The sequence below is a fragment of the Halopseudomonas pelagia CL-AP6 genome (assembly GCF_000410875.1).
Classification (GTDB): domain Bacteria; phylum Pseudomonadota; class Gammaproteobacteria; order Pseudomonadales; family Pseudomonadaceae; genus Halopseudomonas; species Halopseudomonas pelagia.
In genome coordinates, this window is sequence record NZ_AROI01000016.1 from 231,459 (window position 1) to 247,019 (window position 15,561).

18 protein-coding genes are annotated in these 15,561 nt (G+C 57.0%); 10 read left to right on the forward strand and 8 right to left on the reverse strand.

The window, feature by feature from the left end; genetic code table 11:
- Positions 1-24: 24 nt before the first annotated feature.
- On the reverse strand, positions 25-1,800 hold the full coding sequence (gene aspS, locus K787_RS0113940) for an aspartate--tRNA ligase (protein ID WP_022963418.1): 1,776 nt from the start codon (positions 1,798-1,800) through the stop codon (positions 25-27).
- A gap of 335 nt (positions 1,801-2,135) precedes the next feature.
- Between aspS and K787_RS0113945 the strand changes: the two genes are divergently transcribed.
- A complete protein-coding gene (locus K787_RS0113945) occupies positions 2,136-2,606 on the forward strand; it encodes a Dps family protein (RefSeq protein WP_022963419.1) in 471 nt (156 codons plus the stop codon).
- A 202-nt stretch (positions 2,607-2,808) separates the two neighbouring features.
- Positions 2,809-3,399, forward strand: a complete 591-nt coding sequence (locus K787_RS25770) for a cold-shock protein (protein WP_022963420.1) — start codon at positions 2,809-2,811, stop codon at positions 3,397-3,399.
- Positions 3,400-3,403: 4 nt separating this feature from the next.
- On the opposite strand, the gene K787_RS0113955 is transcribed toward K787_RS25770, so the two are convergent.
- Both K787_RS0113955 and K787_RS0113960 read right to left on the reverse strand, forming a co-directional pair.
- A complete protein-coding gene (locus K787_RS0113955) occupies positions 3,404-3,631 on the reverse strand; it encodes a SlyX family protein (protein ID WP_022963421.1) in 228 nt (75 codons plus the stop codon).
- Positions 3,628-4,059: an HIT family protein gene (locus tag K787_RS0113960; RefSeq protein WP_022963422.1), complete on the reverse strand. Its 432-nt coding sequence runs from the start codon at positions 4,057-4,059 to the stop codon at positions 3,628-3,630. The genes K787_RS0113955 and K787_RS0113960 overlap by 4 nt, the downstream gene beginning before the upstream one ends.
- Before the next feature lie 304 nt (positions 4,060-4,363).
- Between K787_RS0113960 and K787_RS0113965 the strand changes: the two genes are divergently transcribed.
- From K787_RS0113965 to K787_RS0113980, 4 genes are all read left to right on the forward strand, one after another.
- A complete protein-coding gene (locus K787_RS0113965) occupies positions 4,364-5,626 on the forward strand; it encodes an OprD family outer membrane porin (protein WP_022963423.1) in 1,263 nt (420 codons plus the stop codon).
- A gap of 153 nt (positions 5,627-5,779) precedes the next feature.
- Complete coding sequence (locus K787_RS0113970; RefSeq protein WP_022963424.1) at positions 5,780-7,513, forward strand: proline--tRNA ligase; 1,734 nt, start codon at positions 5,780-5,782, stop codon at positions 7,511-7,513.
- 13 nt (positions 7,514-7,526) lie between these two features.
- Positions 7,527-8,213, forward strand: a complete 687-nt coding sequence (locus K787_RS23210; RefSeq protein ID WP_152486843.1) for a hypothetical protein — start codon at positions 7,527-7,529, stop codon at positions 8,211-8,213.
- A 31-nt stretch (positions 8,214-8,244) separates the two neighbouring features.
- On the forward strand, positions 8,245-8,799 hold the full coding sequence (locus K787_RS0113980; RefSeq protein ID WP_370736742.1) for a lytic transglycosylase domain-containing protein: 555 nt from the start codon (positions 8,245-8,247) through the stop codon (positions 8,797-8,799).
- Between the two features lie 13 nt (positions 8,800-8,812).
- Here K787_RS0113980 and K787_RS0113985 read toward each other — a convergent pair whose 3' ends face one another.
- Genes K787_RS0113985 through K787_RS23215 form a run of 3 tightly spaced genes read right to left on the reverse strand, consistent with a single transcriptional unit; the run spans position 8,813 to position 10,852 of the window.
- Complete coding sequence (locus tag K787_RS0113985) at positions 8,813-9,085, reverse strand: acylphosphatase (RefSeq protein ID WP_022963427.1); 273 nt, start codon at positions 9,083-9,085, stop codon at positions 8,813-8,815.
- A gap of 19 nt (positions 9,086-9,104) precedes the next feature.
- Complete coding sequence (locus tag K787_RS0113990) at positions 9,105-9,584, reverse strand: TlpA disulfide reductase family protein (protein ID WP_022963428.1); 480 nt, start codon at positions 9,582-9,584, stop codon at positions 9,105-9,107.
- Positions 9,581-10,852: a virulence factor BrkB family protein gene (locus K787_RS23215; RefSeq protein WP_022963429.1), complete on the reverse strand. Its 1,272-nt coding sequence runs from the start codon at positions 10,850-10,852 to the stop codon at positions 9,581-9,583. The genes K787_RS0113990 and K787_RS23215 overlap by 4 nt, the downstream gene beginning before the upstream one ends.
- A gap of 94 nt (positions 10,853-10,946) precedes the next feature.
- On the opposite strand from K787_RS23215, the gene arsC reads away from it, so the two are divergent.
- The 3 genes from arsC to K787_RS0114010 are packed head-to-tail and all read left to right on the forward strand — an operon-like array spanning position 10,947 to position 12,317.
- Positions 10,947-11,300 (forward strand): arsenate reductase (glutaredoxin), encoded by a 354-nt coding sequence (gene arsC / locus K787_RS0114000; protein WP_022963430.1) that lies wholly within the window; start codon positions 10,947-10,949, stop codon positions 11,298-11,300.
- Positions 11,297-11,920: an NAD(P)H:quinone oxidoreductase gene (wrbA, locus tag K787_RS0114005; protein ID WP_022963431.1), complete on the forward strand. Its 624-nt coding sequence runs from the start codon at positions 11,297-11,299 to the stop codon at positions 11,918-11,920. Before arsC ends, wrbA begins: the two co-directional genes overlap by 4 nt.
- Positions 11,907-12,317 carry a DUF2069 domain-containing protein gene (locus K787_RS0114010; RefSeq protein WP_022963432.1) on the forward strand — a complete coding sequence of 137 codons (411 nt, stop codon included), beginning with the start codon at positions 11,907-11,909 and terminating at the stop codon, positions 12,315-12,317. The genes wrbA and K787_RS0114010 overlap by 14 nt, the downstream gene beginning before the upstream one ends.
- 5 nt (positions 12,318-12,322) lie before the next feature.
- Here the strand turns inward: K787_RS0114010 and hda are convergent, their stop codons facing one another.
- Both hda and K787_RS0114025 read right to left on the reverse strand, forming a co-directional pair.
- Positions 12,323-13,036 (reverse strand): DnaA regulatory inactivator Hda, encoded by a 714-nt coding sequence (hda, locus tag K787_RS0114015; protein WP_022963433.1) that lies wholly within the window; start codon positions 13,034-13,036, stop codon positions 12,323-12,325.
- A gap of 79 nt (positions 13,037-13,115) precedes the next feature.
- Positions 13,116-14,252: a DUF2066 domain-containing protein gene (locus K787_RS0114025; protein WP_022963434.1), complete on the reverse strand. Its 1,137-nt coding sequence runs from the start codon at positions 14,250-14,252 to the stop codon at positions 13,116-13,118.
- 233 nt (positions 14,253-14,485) lie between these two features.
- Between K787_RS0114025 and purM the strand changes: the two genes are divergently transcribed.
- Positions 14,486-15,553, forward strand: a complete 1,068-nt coding sequence (purM, locus tag K787_RS0114030; protein WP_028614943.1) for a phosphoribosylformylglycinamidine cyclo-ligase — start codon at positions 14,486-14,488, stop codon at positions 15,551-15,553.
- Positions 15,554-15,561 lie beyond the last annotated feature (8 nt).

The following is a 15,561-nucleotide window of genomic DNA, read 5'->3' on the forward strand; positions in this document are numbered from 1 at the left end:
GACTCCGTCTATCTGTAAGCTGAATTACTCGGCCTTGGGTTGTTCACGCAGGCGAATGTGCAGTTCACGCAATGCCTTGCTATCCACCGCACCCGGCGCCTGGGTCATGACACAAGCTGCGCTCTGGGTTTTCGGGAAGGCAATGACCTCACGGATCGACTGGGCACCGGTGACCAGCATGACCAGACGGTCCAGACCAAAGGCCAGACCACCGTGTGGCGGCGCGCCATACTTCAGCGCATCGAGCAGGAAGCCGAACTTCTCCTGCTGTTCTTCAGCGCTGATGCCGAGAATATTGAACACCGCCTGCTGCATTTCCTTGCGGTGAATACGGATCGATCCGCCACCCAGCTCGGTACCGTTAAGGACCATGTCATAGGCGCGCGACAGCGCCGTCGCTGGATTCGCCGCCAACTCCTCGGGGCTGCACTTGGGTGCAGTGAAGGGATGGTGCAACGCGCTGAGGCTGCCGTCATCGCTCTCTTCAAACATCGGGAAATCAATCACCCACAGCGGCGCCCACGTGCAGGTCAGCAGCTCCAGATCGTGGCCCAGCTTGATACGCAAGGCACCCAGAGCTTCGGATACCACCTTGGCGCGATCGGCACCAAAGAACACCAGATCGCCATCGACTGCGCCGACCCGGTCCAGAATCACTTGCAGATTCGCCTCGGGAATGAACTTGACGATCGGCGACTGCAGACCTTCGACACCCTTGGCGCGTTCGTTGACCTTGATATAGGCCAGGCCCTTGGCGCCATAAATGCCCACATACTTGGTGTAATCGTCGATTTGCTTGCGCGGCATGCTCGCCCCGCCAGGAACCCGCAGCGCGGCAACGCGGCCCTTGGGATCCTTGGCCGGGCCGCTGAAGACCTTGAAGTCGACTTCGGTCAGTTGATCGGCCACGTCTACCAGCTCCAGCGGATTACGCAGGTCCGGCTTGTCGGAACCGTAGCGGCGCATCGCCTCTTCAAAGGTCATATGCGGGAAGTCGCCCAAGTCTACGTCCAGCACTTCCTTGAACAGCTGCCGGATCATGCCTTCAGTCAGACCAATGATGTCCTGCTCGTCCATAAAGCTGGTTTCGATATCGATCTGGGTGAATTCCGGCTGGCGGTCGGCACGCAAATCTTCATCGCGGAAGCACTTGGCAATCTGGTAGTAGCGGTCAAAGCCGGAGACCATCAACAGTTGTTTGAATAACTGCGGCGACTGCGGCAAAGCAAAGAAAGTACCGGGATGGGTGCGGCTGGGCACCAGATAATCGCGAGCACCCTCGGGCGTGGCACGCGTCAGAATCGGCGTTTCCACATCGAGAAAACCGTTCTCGTCCAGATAACGACGCACGCTGCTGGTAATACGCGAGCGCAGCTTCAGTTTGGCAGCCATTTCCGGGCGACGCAGATCGATAAAGCGGTAGCGCAGGCGGGTTTCCTCGCCGACGTCGGAATATTCATCCAGCGGGAACGGCGGTGTTTCGGCCTGGTTCAACACTTCCAGCTCGTAGCCCAGCACTTCAATCGCGCCGGAGGCCATGTTCGGGTTGACCGCACCGGCTGGGCGCGCACGCACTTTGCCAGTCACCTTGACTACATACTCACTGCGCACACGGTCAGCCAGGGCAAAGGTCTCTTCGCGATCCGGATCAAAAACCACCTGAGCCAAGCCTTCGCGGTCGCGGATATCCAGAAAAATCACCCCGCCATGATCACGGCGACGGTGCACCCAGCCGCAGAGAGTGATTTCCTGGTCCGCCAGTGTCTCGTTCAACTGGCCGCAATAGTGGCTACGCATCATGGTATGGTGTTCCTGTATTGAAGTCGGGCCGCTTGCGCAGCAATATCTTGCCTGCGGCAAAGAGCGCACGGATAAAAGCGCCATAATATACCCGAAAATTGCCTCACGCGGGGAGAACCTGGCGCATCTATTGCCGCGAACAAAGTAGCATCCATTGCGGCGTCCATTGCAGCCAGCACCTCATCTGGCTATGCTCCAGACCATACCCTGGTTCGGTATCCCACGCTCGCAAGCTGGCGATTTCTGAAGCGCTATTTCTGAACAAGCCCTATGCTCTGCTGTCTATAAATCAGCAAAGCCATTTTTGTGACGCACATAACTCAACAGGAGTAATGATGAAAATTGATATTGGCATTAAAGAAAAAGACCGGGAAAAGATCGCTGACGGGCTGTCGCATCTGCTGGCCGACACCTACACCCTGTACCTGAAGACCCACAACTTCCACTGGAATGTCAAAGGCCCGATGTTCCAGACACTGCATCTGATGTTTGAAACGCAGTACAACGAGCTGGCGCTGGCAGTCGATGACATCGCCGAGCGTATCCGTACCCTTGGTTTTCCGGCGCCAGGTACTTATAAGCAGTTCGTGAAGCTGAGCACCATCAAGGAAGAAGAGGGCGTTCCGGAAGCCAAAGAAATGATCCGCCTGCTGGTCGAAGGTCAGGAAGCCTGCGTACGCACCGCACGCAGCATATTCCCGATTTGCGACGAGACCCACGACGAGCCCACTGCCGACCTGCTGACCCAGCGCATGCAAGTGCACGAGAAGACGGCTTGGATGTTGCGCAGCTTGCTGGAAAGCTAAACAACTCGCGCGATAGTCTATTCATTATGAAACAAGCGAGCGCGGAGCACATGCTCCGCGCCACTGCCGGGCGCACCTCGTCGTCTATTCTGCTCTGCACTTTGAGACACCAGTACATTCAGGTTACAGTGCGCGCCCGACCATGACCCTTACAGTCGGACAGCCACTTTTCCTTATTGTTAATGTCTCCAAGGTGAACTACGTGAAACTTTTCCATTACTTGCATTTTATTGTTGGCCTGGCGGCCCTGATCATCGGCCTCGCCAATGCTCTGCCTTTCTTTAGCCAACAAGGTCCTATCGACCTGACCGGCATTCTCCTGCTGCTCACCGGACTGCTCAATCTCCAGCAGTTCAACAATGCCGCAGAGCTACACACTACCCCCAAACGCATTGCCGGCATCGTTGCATCGGTTCTGATATTGATGGCTACGCTAATTCCATTGGTCACGCTGCTGGTTAGCCCTATCCTCAGCACCTTTGGGGTTCACGCTATTGGCCTGGCAATCGCCGGTGTCTGCCTCCTGACTCTGCTCAGACTTAGCGGCTCACTGTCCAAGCTCTCATTCAAGCTGCCAAGGGCGTCATCGGAACGTGAAGCGGGCACCGTGAAATGGTTCAATACCAACAAAGGCTTCGGCTTTATTTCGCGGGACCAGGGCGATGACGTTTTCGTCCACTTCCGCGCCATCCGCGGCGAAGGGCATCGCGCTCTAGCCGAAGGTCAACGGGTCGAGTTTGTGGTCGCCAATCGCGACAAAGGCCTACAGGCAGAAGATGTGGTGATTCTCTGACCCATCAGTAATGCGGAGGCGGTGCTTCATCGACCGCCTCGCCCGGCATGGAGGCGGCTAGGTCAGCCTGCCTCCGCGCCAACACTTCCAACGCCCGCCTCAGCTTTTCCAGCTCCATTTGTTGCGCACTTACCACATCGTTCAGCGCCTGGATGGTATCGTCCTGAAAAACCAGACGCACCTCCAAATCAGCCACCCTGCTCTCTAGCTCATTTAATGGCAACTCATTCATGGGCAAGACTCCGCAAAAGTAAATCCGTTCGTGAGCACCGCTCGCAACTTGCCAATGCGCTCATTGAGAAGCTCTGGCGTATAGCTGACCGCCGGTGATTTGCCCCACACCGGAGCCGGCCAGGCGTGATCCTTGCGGTATCTCACCACATGATGGACATGTAACTGGCTGACCACGTTGCCCAGCGCAGCGATATTCATTTTATCCGCGGCAAAAGCATCCTTGAGCTTCTCTGCCAGCAAACAGGACTCCTCCATCAACAAGCTACGATCAGCTACCGATAGCTGGAAGATTTCCGTCGCGTCCTCCCGGCGAGGCACCAGAATAAACCAAGGGTACTGGGCATCATTCATTAGCAGCAGCGTGCATAGCTGAAAGTCGCCAAGCACGATGCAGTCAGAAGCCAATTGCCCAGCCAGCTTGAACATGTCAGAATCCCGTCAAACAAAGTTACATTGTAGCCTTTTGTGAATTCCGTCTCAAATCGAGGCGCTTTGGTCCTGCAAAAGGCTTGTTTTTGACCTTTTTGCGCAAAAATATTTAAATTTGTTGACAAAAAGGCTAGGCTTGATGCGACAGATTATAGGAAAATAGCGACAAGGTGCTGTTTTTCAAGCAATTGGTTTCGCAAATAGTCTTTTGATGCTTTAATCTAAGTCGACAATAAAAACGATACCTGGTTCCCATGTGAACCGCGCAGTTTCTGAGAAGTTTAATATGAAGGAGCAAAGAATGAAAAAAGTTATCCAATGGAGTTCCATTGCACTGGCCGTGGCCGTAGGCAATGGTGTTCTGGTATCCAACGTATATGCTCAGCAAGCAGAAGGCTTCATCGAAGGCTCTTCCGCTACCCTTAGCAACCGTACCATGAACTTCAACCGTGACTTCCGCAGCAGCGGTGGTAACGCTGCCGGTCAAAGCAAGCGTGACGAAACTGCTACTGGCTTTGTACTGAACTTTGAATCCGGTTACTCGCGCGGTCCTGTCGGCCTGGGTTTTGACACCATCGCCATGCTCGGCATCAAGCTTGACAGCACTAGCGACAACGCTGGCACTGGCATTCTACCTAGCAGCTTTGGCGACTCCGGTCCAAGCAACTATTCCGAAATTCGCGGCGCAGTAAAAGCCAACATTTTGGAAGACACCGTTCTGCGCTATGGCGTACACCTGCCAGAGAATCCGGTTATCGCATATGACGACGCTCGTCTGTTGCCGAACCACTACTCCGGTTACAGCGTTACCAATAGCTCCATCGACAACCTGTTCGTAGAAGCTGGCCGCATGAACAAACGCGGCGACATGGATGGCACGGCGGAAGTTAAAGGTCCATTCGGCGGTGACAATGACAAAGTTGTCTACCTGGGCGGTACTTACGAGTTTGCTGAGAACTTAAGCACCTCACTGTACACTTCCAAAGCCGACCAATTGTGGAAGCGTCATTTCGCTGGCTTGACTCACAGCTTCGATCTCGCTGAAGGTCTGAGCCTGACCACTGATCTGGCTCATTACCACACTTCTGACGACAGCCCAACTGGCCAGGAATTCGGTAACAAGGCAACTTCGATTGGCGCAACTCTGGGTGCAGGTCACCACGGCTTTACGCTGGCTGCCCAGCGCATGAGTGGCGATGCTGGCTTTGAATATCTTGACGGTGCCATCTTCCTGGCGAACTCGGTTCAGTACGCCGACTTCAATGCCAAAGATGAGCGTTCTTATCAAGCGCGTTACGATTATGATTTCGCAGGCCTGGGCATTCCTGGCTTGACTTTCATGACTCGCTATATCACTAGCGACAATGCTGACGTAGCCCCAGGCGTTCGCGACGGTCGCTGGGAGCGTGACACCAACATCAGCTACACCATGCAAAATGGCATGCTGGAAGGCGTCAATCTGTTGTGGCGTAACGCCACCATTCGTCAAGACGTTGGTCTTGATGACAATGGCGACATTGACGAAAACCGCCTGATCGTTTCCTACACCTGGGACCTGCTCTAAGCAGACCTGAGTTAAGAAACTGAAAACCCGGCTTAGGCCGGGTTTTTTTATGCCTGCATTCAACCCGTCCGCCGTAGCGTATGGCTATACGGTAGTGGCCGACAGCCGTACAATACGTCTATTACATGCCTTTATTCCAGGATTACCTAGCCCATGCGTACCAGCCAATATCTGATCTCGACCCTGAAGGAAACGCCTGCCGACGCCGCTGTGATCAGCCATCAGCTGATGCTGCGCGCGGGAATGATCCGCAAGATCGCCTCGGGTTTGTATACATGGCTACCCATGGGTTTGCGGGTACTGCGTAAGGTCGAGGCGGTGGTGCGGGACGAGATGAACAACGCTGGCGCCATGGAAGTATTGATGCCGGCTATTCAGCCCGCCGAATTATGGCAGGAATCCGGACGCTGGGAAGAGTACGGCCCAGAGCTGCTGCGCCTGAAAGACCGGCATGGTCGCGAGTTCTGCGTGGGCCCGACCCACGAAGAAGTAATTACCGATCTGGCCCGCACCGAGATTACCAGCTACAAACAACTACCACTGAACCTGTATCAGATTCAGAACAAGTTTCGCGACGAAATACGCCCGCGCTTCGGCCTGATGCGTGCCCGCGAATTCGTCATGAAGGATGCCTACTCTTTCCATCTGGACCAAGCATCCATGCAGCAGACCTACGACGGCATGTATCAGGCCTACTGCAACGTCTTCAGCCGGTTGGGGCTGAACTATCGCCCAGTGGTCGCCGATAACGGCTCAATCGGCGGCGAAGGCTCGCATGAATTTCATGTGCTGGCCGATTCGGGCGAAGACGCCATCGTGTTTTCAGATACCGGCACCTACGCCGCCAATATGGAAAAGGCCACCGCCCAGCTACCCCAGGGTGATCGACCTGTCGCCAAGCAGGCGAAGAAACTGGTAGACACGCCTGAGCAGTTCACCATTGAGGCGGTCAGCCAGTTCCTGCAACTGCCAGCCGAGCAGTCCGTGAAGACGCTTATTGTGCTCGGGCAAACGCAAGACGGTAAACATCACCCGCTGGTCGCGCTGATATTGCGTGGCGATCATGAAATGAACACTATCAAGGCTGAAAATCATCCTGCCATACATGCGCCGCTGACCTTTGCCAGCGAAACGCAGATTCAGCAGGCTATCGGCTGCAAACCAGGATCGATTGGGCCCGTGGGCCTAGACATTAAGGTGATTGCTGACCATAGCGCCGCCCACTTGGCTGATTTTGTCTGTGGTGCCAATCAGGATGGCCGTCACTTCACTGGTGTTAACTGGGAGCGGGACGCCCGCTATGATGAAGTGGCAGACCTGCGTAACGTGATGGAAGGTGATGCTAGCCCGGACGGAGAAGGCACCCTGGTTATCCGCCGCGGTATAGAGGTAGGGCATATCTTCCAACTGGGCCGCAAATACAGTGAGGCCATGAACTGCAATGTGCTGAATGAGCAAGGCAAAGCCAGCGCACTGATCATGGGCTGCTACGGTATCGGCGTCTCACGCGTGGTAGCGGCTGCCATTGAGCAGAATTACGATCAGCGCGGCATCATCTGGCCTGACGCGCTAGCACCCTTCCAGGTCGTCCTGGTGCCGATGAAAATGGAAAGCTCCGACAGTGTTCGAGACGCTACCGAACAGCTCTACCACAGCCTGAAACAAGCCGGCATCGATGTATTGCTTGACGACCGTGACAAAAAGGTCAGCCCGGGCGTCAAATTTGCCGACATGGACCTGATAGGCATCCCCCATCGCGTCGTCATCAGCGACCGCGGCTTGGCCGAGGGTCAATTGGAATACAAATACCGACGCGACAGCGAAGCTCGCAATATCCCCAGTGAGGATATGCTCGGCTTTCTGCTCGAGCAGATCGTCAAGAGCTGAGGTCAGAGAAACAATGCAAGCGCATTTGGCAACCTGGTGGTTATGGATGCCCGCCAGCCTGATGTTAACGGCCTGCGGTTTGAACATGCCACGATCCGAGCAATCACCCGCACGGGTAGAACGCACGCTCGTCAGTCACAGCATACAGATGGATGCGGGTGACGTAGCCGTGATGTCCCTGCCGCAACGTACTCTGCGCGTACAGCAACAGCTGCACTACGACGTTACCGAGTTCAATGCACGCGGCGGCGTCATTGATCGGCGCGAAGAGCACCAAACGCTGCCCTGGGCCAATAAGCCGGTAGACGTCATTGCGGGCAGCTTTCGTACCAGCCTGAATACTGACACTGACGGCTTGTTGCGCCTGAATTTGCTTAACGACGGCTTTCTGAATCTGGATTATGACAACCTGCGCGTGATCCAGTTAACGGCCAGCGCCAGTCCGAAAATTCGCAGCGAGGTCAACCTGCTTATTGGTCGCGAACTGCGGAGCAAGCTGCATGAAGCGGTTGATCTGATCTACGGCAACCTGGAGGAGGATGACGTGGACCAATGGGCCTATCGCGTCCATCGGCTTTCTGCCCTCGGCCTTTCTGAAGAGTCCAACCAACTGGAAAACATGCTCATTCTGTTAACCACTGGCGACCCCCAGCTACAGGGCGAGTTTATGCACGCCCTGGACGTCAACCAGCGCCCCTGACGTGAGCCTATTCACAAGGATAGTGACTGGCCTGTTGGTACTCTGCGCAAGCGCCTTGTGCGGCGCGCAGACGCCTCCCGCTACCGAAGTAGATCCTCAGCTCAAAGCGCTGCTGATGCAGACCGTGTCCCAGGCCGACAGCTTTCATGATCGTTTTGATGCCGAGGTCTGGCTGTTGGACATGTCGACCAGGCTCAGGCGCTTCCTGCCCAATGAGCAACAACGGCTGGAATTTCTACGGCTGGTGCATCGCGAGGCGCGTATCGCCGGGTTGAAGCCCGACCTGGTGATTGCCGTGATCCACTCGGAAAGCCTGTTTGACCGCTACGCCCTATCTAGCGTTGGCGCTCAGGGGGTGATGCAGGTAATGCCTTTCTGGAAAGCCGAGCTTGGGCGTCCCGACGACAACCTGATTGATCTGGCAACCAATCTGCGTTACGGCTGTACCATTCTGAAGTACTACTTGGACAAGGAAAAAGGCAACCTGCGCCGAGCACTTGCGCGTTACAACGGCAGCCTCGGCAGTCAGAAATACCCTGATCGCGTGCTCGATTACTGGTATAGCTTCTGGTACGTCAACGAGTGAACGGCTAAATCACCTATAACTGCACGAAACCGGCAATCTCCTGCCACGCACAACCGGTCAATTCAACCGCCTCTACTTTGGCCCCGGCAGGCCCGGTTTGCAGCCAGGCGGTCATCGCCTCTAGCGCAGACTCTTCGCCACACAGCATGACTTCCACCGAGCCATCGTTAAGGTTGCGTACCCAGCCATCAATACCCAGCTTGCTCGCCTGGCGTACCGTCGCCTGGCGGAAACCCACGCCCTGTACCCGGCCATGCACATACCCTTGAAGACTTAGACTGCTCATGGTGACTCCCCCGTTCGTTCTATTGCGTCAAGGCCAAAAGCCCCGCTTCATCCTGCGGACCCTGCAACGTATGCGCCAGCACTCCTTCAGGACTGATGATGTAGGTGGTGGGCAACACCTGGGGCAACGGTAATGCGTAAGCTGCAGCAAAGTCATGACCAAGAACCGGGAAGCGAATATTCATACGTTCGCTCAACTGCCGAAGCTCAGCACCCTGGTAAGCATCGAAATGAATTCCGACGACCTGAATGTTATCCGCCACTTGGTCCAACGCGTTCAACTCAGGCAGCTCATCCCGGCAAGGGGCACACCACTCTGCCCAGTAATTGATCACCAACCAGCGGCCATCAAAATCGCCAGAGGAGTACGCAGTGCCGTGCTGATCAACCCATTGGTCAGCCTTTGTTTGCTCGCCCCCGCAGGCGGCCAGGGCAAGACAGGCGAGTAACAGCAAATGGCGGCGCCCTGCTGCCAATGCACCTGAACATGGCCACGTCATGCGTTGAGTTGCTCCGTTTCCAATGGGGCCGTAACCGCCGAACCGGCGTCCGGACCCAACCAGTTTTTGACGCTGCCCTGCAGCACCTGTTTACGCTGCTCCTCCAACCGCCCGAGTGCCTGCAAAAAGGGCGGGTACCAAGCGCCGTCGCCCTCCACTCGCTCAGGCAGCGTGGCAACGGCCGGCAATGGCTCTGGCAATCGCGACAGCAAGTCTGCCATATCCAGCCCATCGAGGTCGCGGCTCAGCACATAACCGCCCTGCTGCGCACGGGTGATAATTTGCTCGCTCTCCAACAACTCGGTCAACTGCAGCCAAAGCTCCTCATGCATCACCCAACCTGCCGCATTGACCCGCCCCAGATCAACCGTCTGGCCTTTTTGCTGGGCCTGCAGCAGCACCCGCAGCAACGCCATCAGCGTGACAAGTCTGGGCAAGAGCGGCCGCTGCCACGCCGAACTGCTATCCAGATTGGCTACCAGTTCGGCACCAAACAGAATGATCAACCAACTGATATACACCCAGATCAAAAACAGCGGAAACGCGGCAAAAGCGCCGTATATCAACTGGTAACCAGGGAACAGTGCCACATAAAGAGCGAAGCTGGCCTTCGCCCCCTCGAACAGCAGCGCGACCAATATCCCGCCGACCAGGCCGTGACGGAACGGCACACGGGTGTTGGGTACCGCGACAAACACCAGCGTAAAGGCTGCTACGCTAAGCAGCAGCGGTACCCAGCCCAGCAGCCAACGGTAGGCATCGCCAACAGCGGCATCACCGGCAAGAAAGTTAAGCGAAGTTAAATAGGTGCTGACCAAAAAGCCGGCACCCAGCAATAATGGCCCAAGGCTCAGCACCGCCCAATACAGCAGAAAACTGGATACCCCCCGGCGGCGCTGACGGATGCGCCAGATGGCATTGAAGGAGCGTTCGATATTGACCAGCATCATGAAGGCCGTGATGACCAACAGGGCTATGCCTATGCCCGTCAATTGCCGCGCTTGATCGGAGAAATCCTGCAGATATTCACGCAGCGTATCGCCTGTCGCTGGCACAAAATTATTGAAAATAAAATCCTCAATCTGCCCGCCGACCTGGTGGAACGCAGGTATGGCCGCAAGCATTGCGTAGGTCACCGTCATCACCGGTACGACGGCAAACAGCGTGGTGTAGGTTAGCGCGGCAGCATTCTTGGCGCAGTTATCCTCACCGAATCGTCTGAATAGATAACGGAAAAAATGCAGTAACAGGTTGAGTCGATGCGGCATCCAAGTTCCCTGACAGCCAGATGGATTAAGGCTTAGAATAAACCCCATACTACGTATAAGCCACCTGCTTCCCTATTCTGCAACGGAGAGTCACATGTCCGCAGTGCGCATTTATCACAACCCACGCTGCTCCAAATCCCGCCAGGCATTAGCCCTACTCGAAGAGCAAGGCGAGGCCTTTGAGGTGGTCAACTACATTGCCGAGCCGCTGGACAACGCCACCATCAGCGATCTGCTGGTCAGCCTCGGCCTCAGTGCCCGGGAGTTGATGCGCAAAGGCGAGGACACCTACAAAGAACTGAATCTGGATAACGCTGAACTCAGTGAGGCGCAGTTGGTGCAAGCGCTGGCAGATTATCCGCGGCTTATCGAGCGACCCATCGTGGTCAAGGACAACCGCGCGATCATTGCCCGGCCGCCAGAGAAGCTGCTGGAGCTATTTTCATGAGTGATGTTGAACGCTATGTTCTGGTTCTGTACTACAGCCGTCACGGCGCCACCGCCAATATGGCGCGATTGGTCGCCGAGGGCATTGAGAAAACCGGGATGCAGGCGCGCCTGCGCACCGTACCCAGCATCTCGGCCGACACCCAGGCCAGCCTGCCTGCCGTACCGGAACAGGGCGCGGTGTATTGCACTGAAGAGGATCTGCGCAACTGCTCTGCGTTGGTACTGGGCAGTCCCACACGCTTTGGCAATATGGCTGCGCCGCTGAAATACTTTATCGACGGCACCAGCAGTCTGTGGTTAGCCGGTAGCCTGGCAAGTAAACCCGCCGCCGTCTTTACCTCCACAGCAAGCCTGCACGGGGGTCAGGAAAGTACACTGCTGTCCATGCAACTGCCGCTGCTGCACCACGGCATGCTGCTGGTCGGCTTGCCCTATACCAACCCCGAGCTGACCGAAACACGCGGTGGCGGCACACCCTATGGCGCCAGCCATCATGCAGGCGCCGATGGCGCCCGGGCCCTGGACAAACATGAAGCGGCATTGTGCCGGGCGCTAGGCGACAGAGTGGCCCGGCTAACCCAGCAGTTGTTGGCGGGGGCTACTCATGTCCAAAGTTGACAAGCCGCTCCCCAGTCTGGACTTTCTGAATCCACGCCTGCGTATCTGTCGCGCGTTGGCATTGATCGGGTATCTGGGGTTGCTCGCCACCCTGCTGATTTATAACGCCCTGATCGCCGACCTGCACGGCGCTAATCCCTGGGTGATTGTCGGCACCTTGACGGTGCCGCTATTAATCTTCATGCCGGGCATGCTCAAAGGCAACATTCGCACCCACGCCTGGCTATGTTTTGTCGTGAACTTATATTTTATCTATGGTGTGCTGAGCTGCTTCCAGCTTGAACGCATGGCCTACGGGGCACTGCTTACCGGCCTGAGTCTGCTGTTCTTCGTCCCGGCGATGGGCTATGTGCGCTGGGGCTTTCAGGCGCAACGGGTGATCAACGACGAAACCTGAGTGACTTACCAGCCCATAACCCGCTTGACGAACGGAATAGTCAAGCGGTGCTGGGCCTGCAGGGACGCCTGATCAAGCTGCTCCAGCGCGGCAAACAATTCCGCCATGCCGCGTGCGCCGCGATTGAGCATGTAGCGTGCTACTTCTTCGCTAAGCTGCAAGCCGCGCAAGTCGGCGCGCAGCATCAGCATTTGCTGTTTATCTTCGTCGCTCAACGGTTGCAACTGAAATACCAGGCCCCAACTCAGGCGAGAGGCCAGGTCAGCCAGGCTGAAGCCCATCACCCTGGGCGCAGCCGACGCGGCAACCAGCAGCCGGCCGCCCTCCTCACGCAAGCGGTTGTACAAATGAAACAATGCCTCTTCCCAGGCCGCATCCCCGACCAGCGCGTCTAACTGATCCAGACATAACAGATCGAACTGCTCCATGCCTTCCAACAGATCAGGGCCGTGGTCCTGGACCTCCGCCAGCGGCAGATACATCGCCAGGCTACCCACTTCCGCCATGCGATGGCAGGCCGCCTGCAGCAAGTGCGACCGGCCACTGCCGGGCGCGCCCCACAAGTATAAGCAGGTCTCTGGAAGCGCTGGCTCTGCGCTGGCGAGCGCCTCCACCGCAGCCACTGCAGCCGCGTTGGGCCCAGCGTAGAAATTGGTGAAAGTGGCCTCATCATTAAGCTTGATGCTCAGAGGCAACTGCATGGGCTGACCGCTATGCATGGGCGTCGCGCACCCAAGGCGCTTGGGCTGCATTCAGATCAACGCTCATGTCCAGCTCCTGCAGGCTCGCGAACATAGCTCAGCGCCAGCGAAAATAAAGGGTGTTGGCTGCCGGCTCTGCCACTGGCTCAACCGGCGCCGGCATTTCAGGGGCTGGCCCTTCGGTTATCCCAGGCTCTAATACAAGCGGCTCATCCAGCGCCGCAGGCGACGCTGCTGCCACCACCGGCTCGGGGGCGGGCGGCTGACTCCTGATCAAGCGCTGATCAAGGGCCAACAAGCGTTCCAACTGCGCTTCACTGCCAGAGAAATCGAACTTCAGACGCACCTGGCTACCATTAATGGCTAGCAACTGCGGTGCCACCTGGCTGCCCAACTGTTGCAGAATACGCTGTAGCCCGGCGAAGGCATCCAGCCCTTCAACGTTATCGACCACGATGACCCAGTTGTTCAAGCCATCGGCGCTGGCCGCCGGTACAGCGTATTGGCTGAATACCTGATTGGCCACTCGCAGCATCAACTCATCGGCCGCCTGCTCGCGCGTTTCAGCGCTGATACTACCTTTACCGCCCTCCCCATCCAGCCACAGATTCCAGTCGAGCTTCCAACCAGCAGACTGTTCAGTAATATGTAGCGCCAGTGCAGCAGTAGCCTCATAACGCTCCGTGGCCTTGACCAACGTCGCCTGGTCAGCACTGACAATGGCGTCTTCGTTGACCGCGGCCCGGTCCTGTAGATCACTCAAGGGAAAACTGAGCGCAACTGCGCGATGGCGGGCAGCCTGGTTCAGTGTGTCAGCCCATGAGCTACTTGAGGCGAGAAATTCATCACCCAAGGCACCCTGCTCAACGGCCCAGAGCATCACGCCCGGTCGGGTCGGCCCCAGCATCGATTGCCGGGCTGCGCTCATCAGCTCGCGCAGCTGAGCGGGTTCGAATTCGACTTCAATACCGCCATCTTCCACCGAGCCTATGCGCTGCATCAGGCTGCGCGGGTCTGCCAGTGCTTGGTCAAAACGCCCGCGCTGGCTCAATGCGTCAGCGCCACCCAGGCGAGTCAGCATCACTTCAAGTGCTTCGCGCATCACTTCATCACGCGCCTGGCCTTCGGCCACGGGCAGCTCAACCCGGTAGAAGCCCTGCACCACGGCCGCCTGAGCAACAGCAGCCGGCAGGAGCAAGGCTAGCAACAGCAACAATTTTCGTGTCGAATACATGGATGGTTCCGCTTGAACATGTCAACGGCAACCCGAACGGATGGCTGGCGCAAACAGGAATAAAGCGCATACATTAAACAAGCGTCGCGGCGGCGGCAACCAAGCCAGTGCTTCATCGCTGCCAGATCATCCCACCGGCATGGTTCTTGGCCCTGCATATTGTTAAACTATTGCCCTTTATTGCAGCAGCTTCACTGGCTGGCTGTTATTCCTTTCATCACCGAGATTCGCGCATGAGCAGCCAAACGCCACCCAAGCCCTCCATCAGCTACAAAGATGCCGGAGTTGATATCGACGCCGGTAACGCCCTGATCGACCGGATCAAGCACGTAGCCAAGCGCACCAGCCGGCCTGAAGTGATGGGTGGGCTGGGCGGCTTTGGCGCGCTGTGCGAGATTCCCGAGGGTTACAAGCAACCTGTTCTGGTCTCCGGCACCGACGGCGTCGGCACCAAGCTGCGTCTGGCGATGGATCTGGGCAAGCACGACAGCATCGGTATCGATCTGGTCGCCATGTGCGTCAACGATCTGGTGGTCTGTGGCGCTGAGCCGCTGTTCTTCCTCGACTATTACGCCACCGGCAAGCTGAACATCGATATTGCCGCACAGGTCGTCAGCGGCATTGGCGCCGGTTGTGAACTGGCCGGGTGCGCCCTAGTGGGTGGCGAGACGGCAGAAATGCCCGGCATGTATGAAGGTGAAGATTACGATCTGGCCGGCTTTTGCGTCGGCGTAGTGGAAAAGGCCGAGATTATCGATGGCACCCGCGTGCAAGCGGGCGACGTATTATTAGCCCTGCCCTCCTCCGGCCCACACTCCAACGGTTACTCGCTGGTGCGCAAGATCATCGAAGTCAGCGGCATGGACATCAACACCACCATGCTCGACGGCAAGCCACTGAGTGAGCTGCTGATGGCGCCCACGCGCATCTATGTCAAGGCACTACTGCAACTGATCAAGGACACCGGTGCAGTCAAAGCCATGGCCCACATCACTGGCGGCGGCCTGCTGGAAAACATCCCCCGTGTGCTGCCGGCCAACGCCTGCGCGCATGTCGACCTGAACAGCTGGCAGCGCCCTGCCGTGTTTGACTGGCTGCAGGAGCAAGGCAATGTCGATGAAACCGAAATGCACCGCGTGCTCAACTGCGGCGTTGGTATGGTGATCTGCGTTGCCGAAGATCAGGCGGCCAACGCCATCAGCGTACTGGAACAAGCCGGCGAATCGCCCTGGATCATCGGTCATATCGCGCAAGGCACTGAAGGCGGCGAAGCAGTCGTTCTCAACCGCAAGGGCAACTGAGCAGGTGG

Excerpts from the sequence above, each read along its gene's own strand:
- aspS (WP_022963418.1), bottom strand. The coding sequence starts at position 1,800 with ATGATGCGTAGCCACTATTGCGGCCAGTTGAACGAGACACTGGCGGAC.
- K787_RS0113945 (WP_022963419.1), top strand. The coding sequence starts at position 2,136 with ATGAAAATTGATATTGGCATTAAAGAAAAAGACCGGGAAAAGATCGCT.
- K787_RS0113955 (WP_022963421.1), bottom strand. The coding sequence starts at position 3,631 with ATGAATGAGTTGCCATTAAATGAGCTAGAGAGCAGGGTGGCTGATTTG.
- K787_RS0113960 (WP_022963422.1), bottom strand. The coding sequence starts at position 4,059 with ATGTTCAAGCTGGCTGGGCAATTGGCTTCTGACTGCATCGTGCTTGGC.
- K787_RS0113965 (WP_022963423.1), top strand. The coding sequence starts at position 4,364 with ATGAAAAAAGTTATCCAATGGAGTTCCATTGCACTGGCCGTGGCCGTA.
- K787_RS0113970 (WP_022963424.1), top strand. The coding sequence starts at position 5,780 with ATGCGTACCAGCCAATATCTGATCTCGACCCTGAAGGAAACGCCTGCC.
- K787_RS23210 (WP_152486843.1), top strand. The coding sequence starts at position 7,527 with ATGCAAGCGCATTTGGCAACCTGGTGGTTATGGATGCCCGCCAGCCTG.
- K787_RS0113985 (WP_022963427.1), bottom strand. The coding sequence starts at position 9,085 with ATGAGCAGTCTAAGTCTTCAAGGGTATGTGCATGGCCGGGTACAGGGC.
- K787_RS0113990 (WP_022963428.1), bottom strand. The coding sequence starts at position 9,584 with ATGACGTGGCCATGTTCAGGTGCATTGGCAGCAGGGCGCCGCCATTTG.
- K787_RS23215 (WP_022963429.1), bottom strand. The coding sequence starts at position 10,852 with ATGCCGCATCGACTCAACCTGTTACTGCATTTTTTCCGTTATCTATTC.
- arsC (WP_022963430.1), top strand. The coding sequence starts at position 10,947 with ATGTCCGCAGTGCGCATTTATCACAACCCACGCTGCTCCAAATCCCGC.
- wrbA (WP_022963431.1), top strand. The coding sequence starts at position 11,297 with ATGAGTGATGTTGAACGCTATGTTCTGGTTCTGTACTACAGCCGTCAC.
- K787_RS0114010 (WP_022963432.1), top strand. The coding sequence starts at position 11,907 with ATGTCCAAAGTTGACAAGCCGCTCCCCAGTCTGGACTTTCTGAATCCA.
- hda (WP_022963433.1), bottom strand. The coding sequence starts at position 13,036 with ATGCATAGCGGTCAGCCCATGCAGTTGCCTCTGAGCATCAAGCTTAAT.
- K787_RS0114025 (WP_022963434.1), bottom strand. The coding sequence starts at position 14,252 with ATGTATTCGACACGAAAATTGTTGCTGTTGCTAGCCTTGCTCCTGCCG.
- purM (WP_028614943.1), top strand. The coding sequence starts at position 14,486 with ATGAGCAGCCAAACGCCACCCAAGCCCTCCATCAGCTACAAAGATGCC.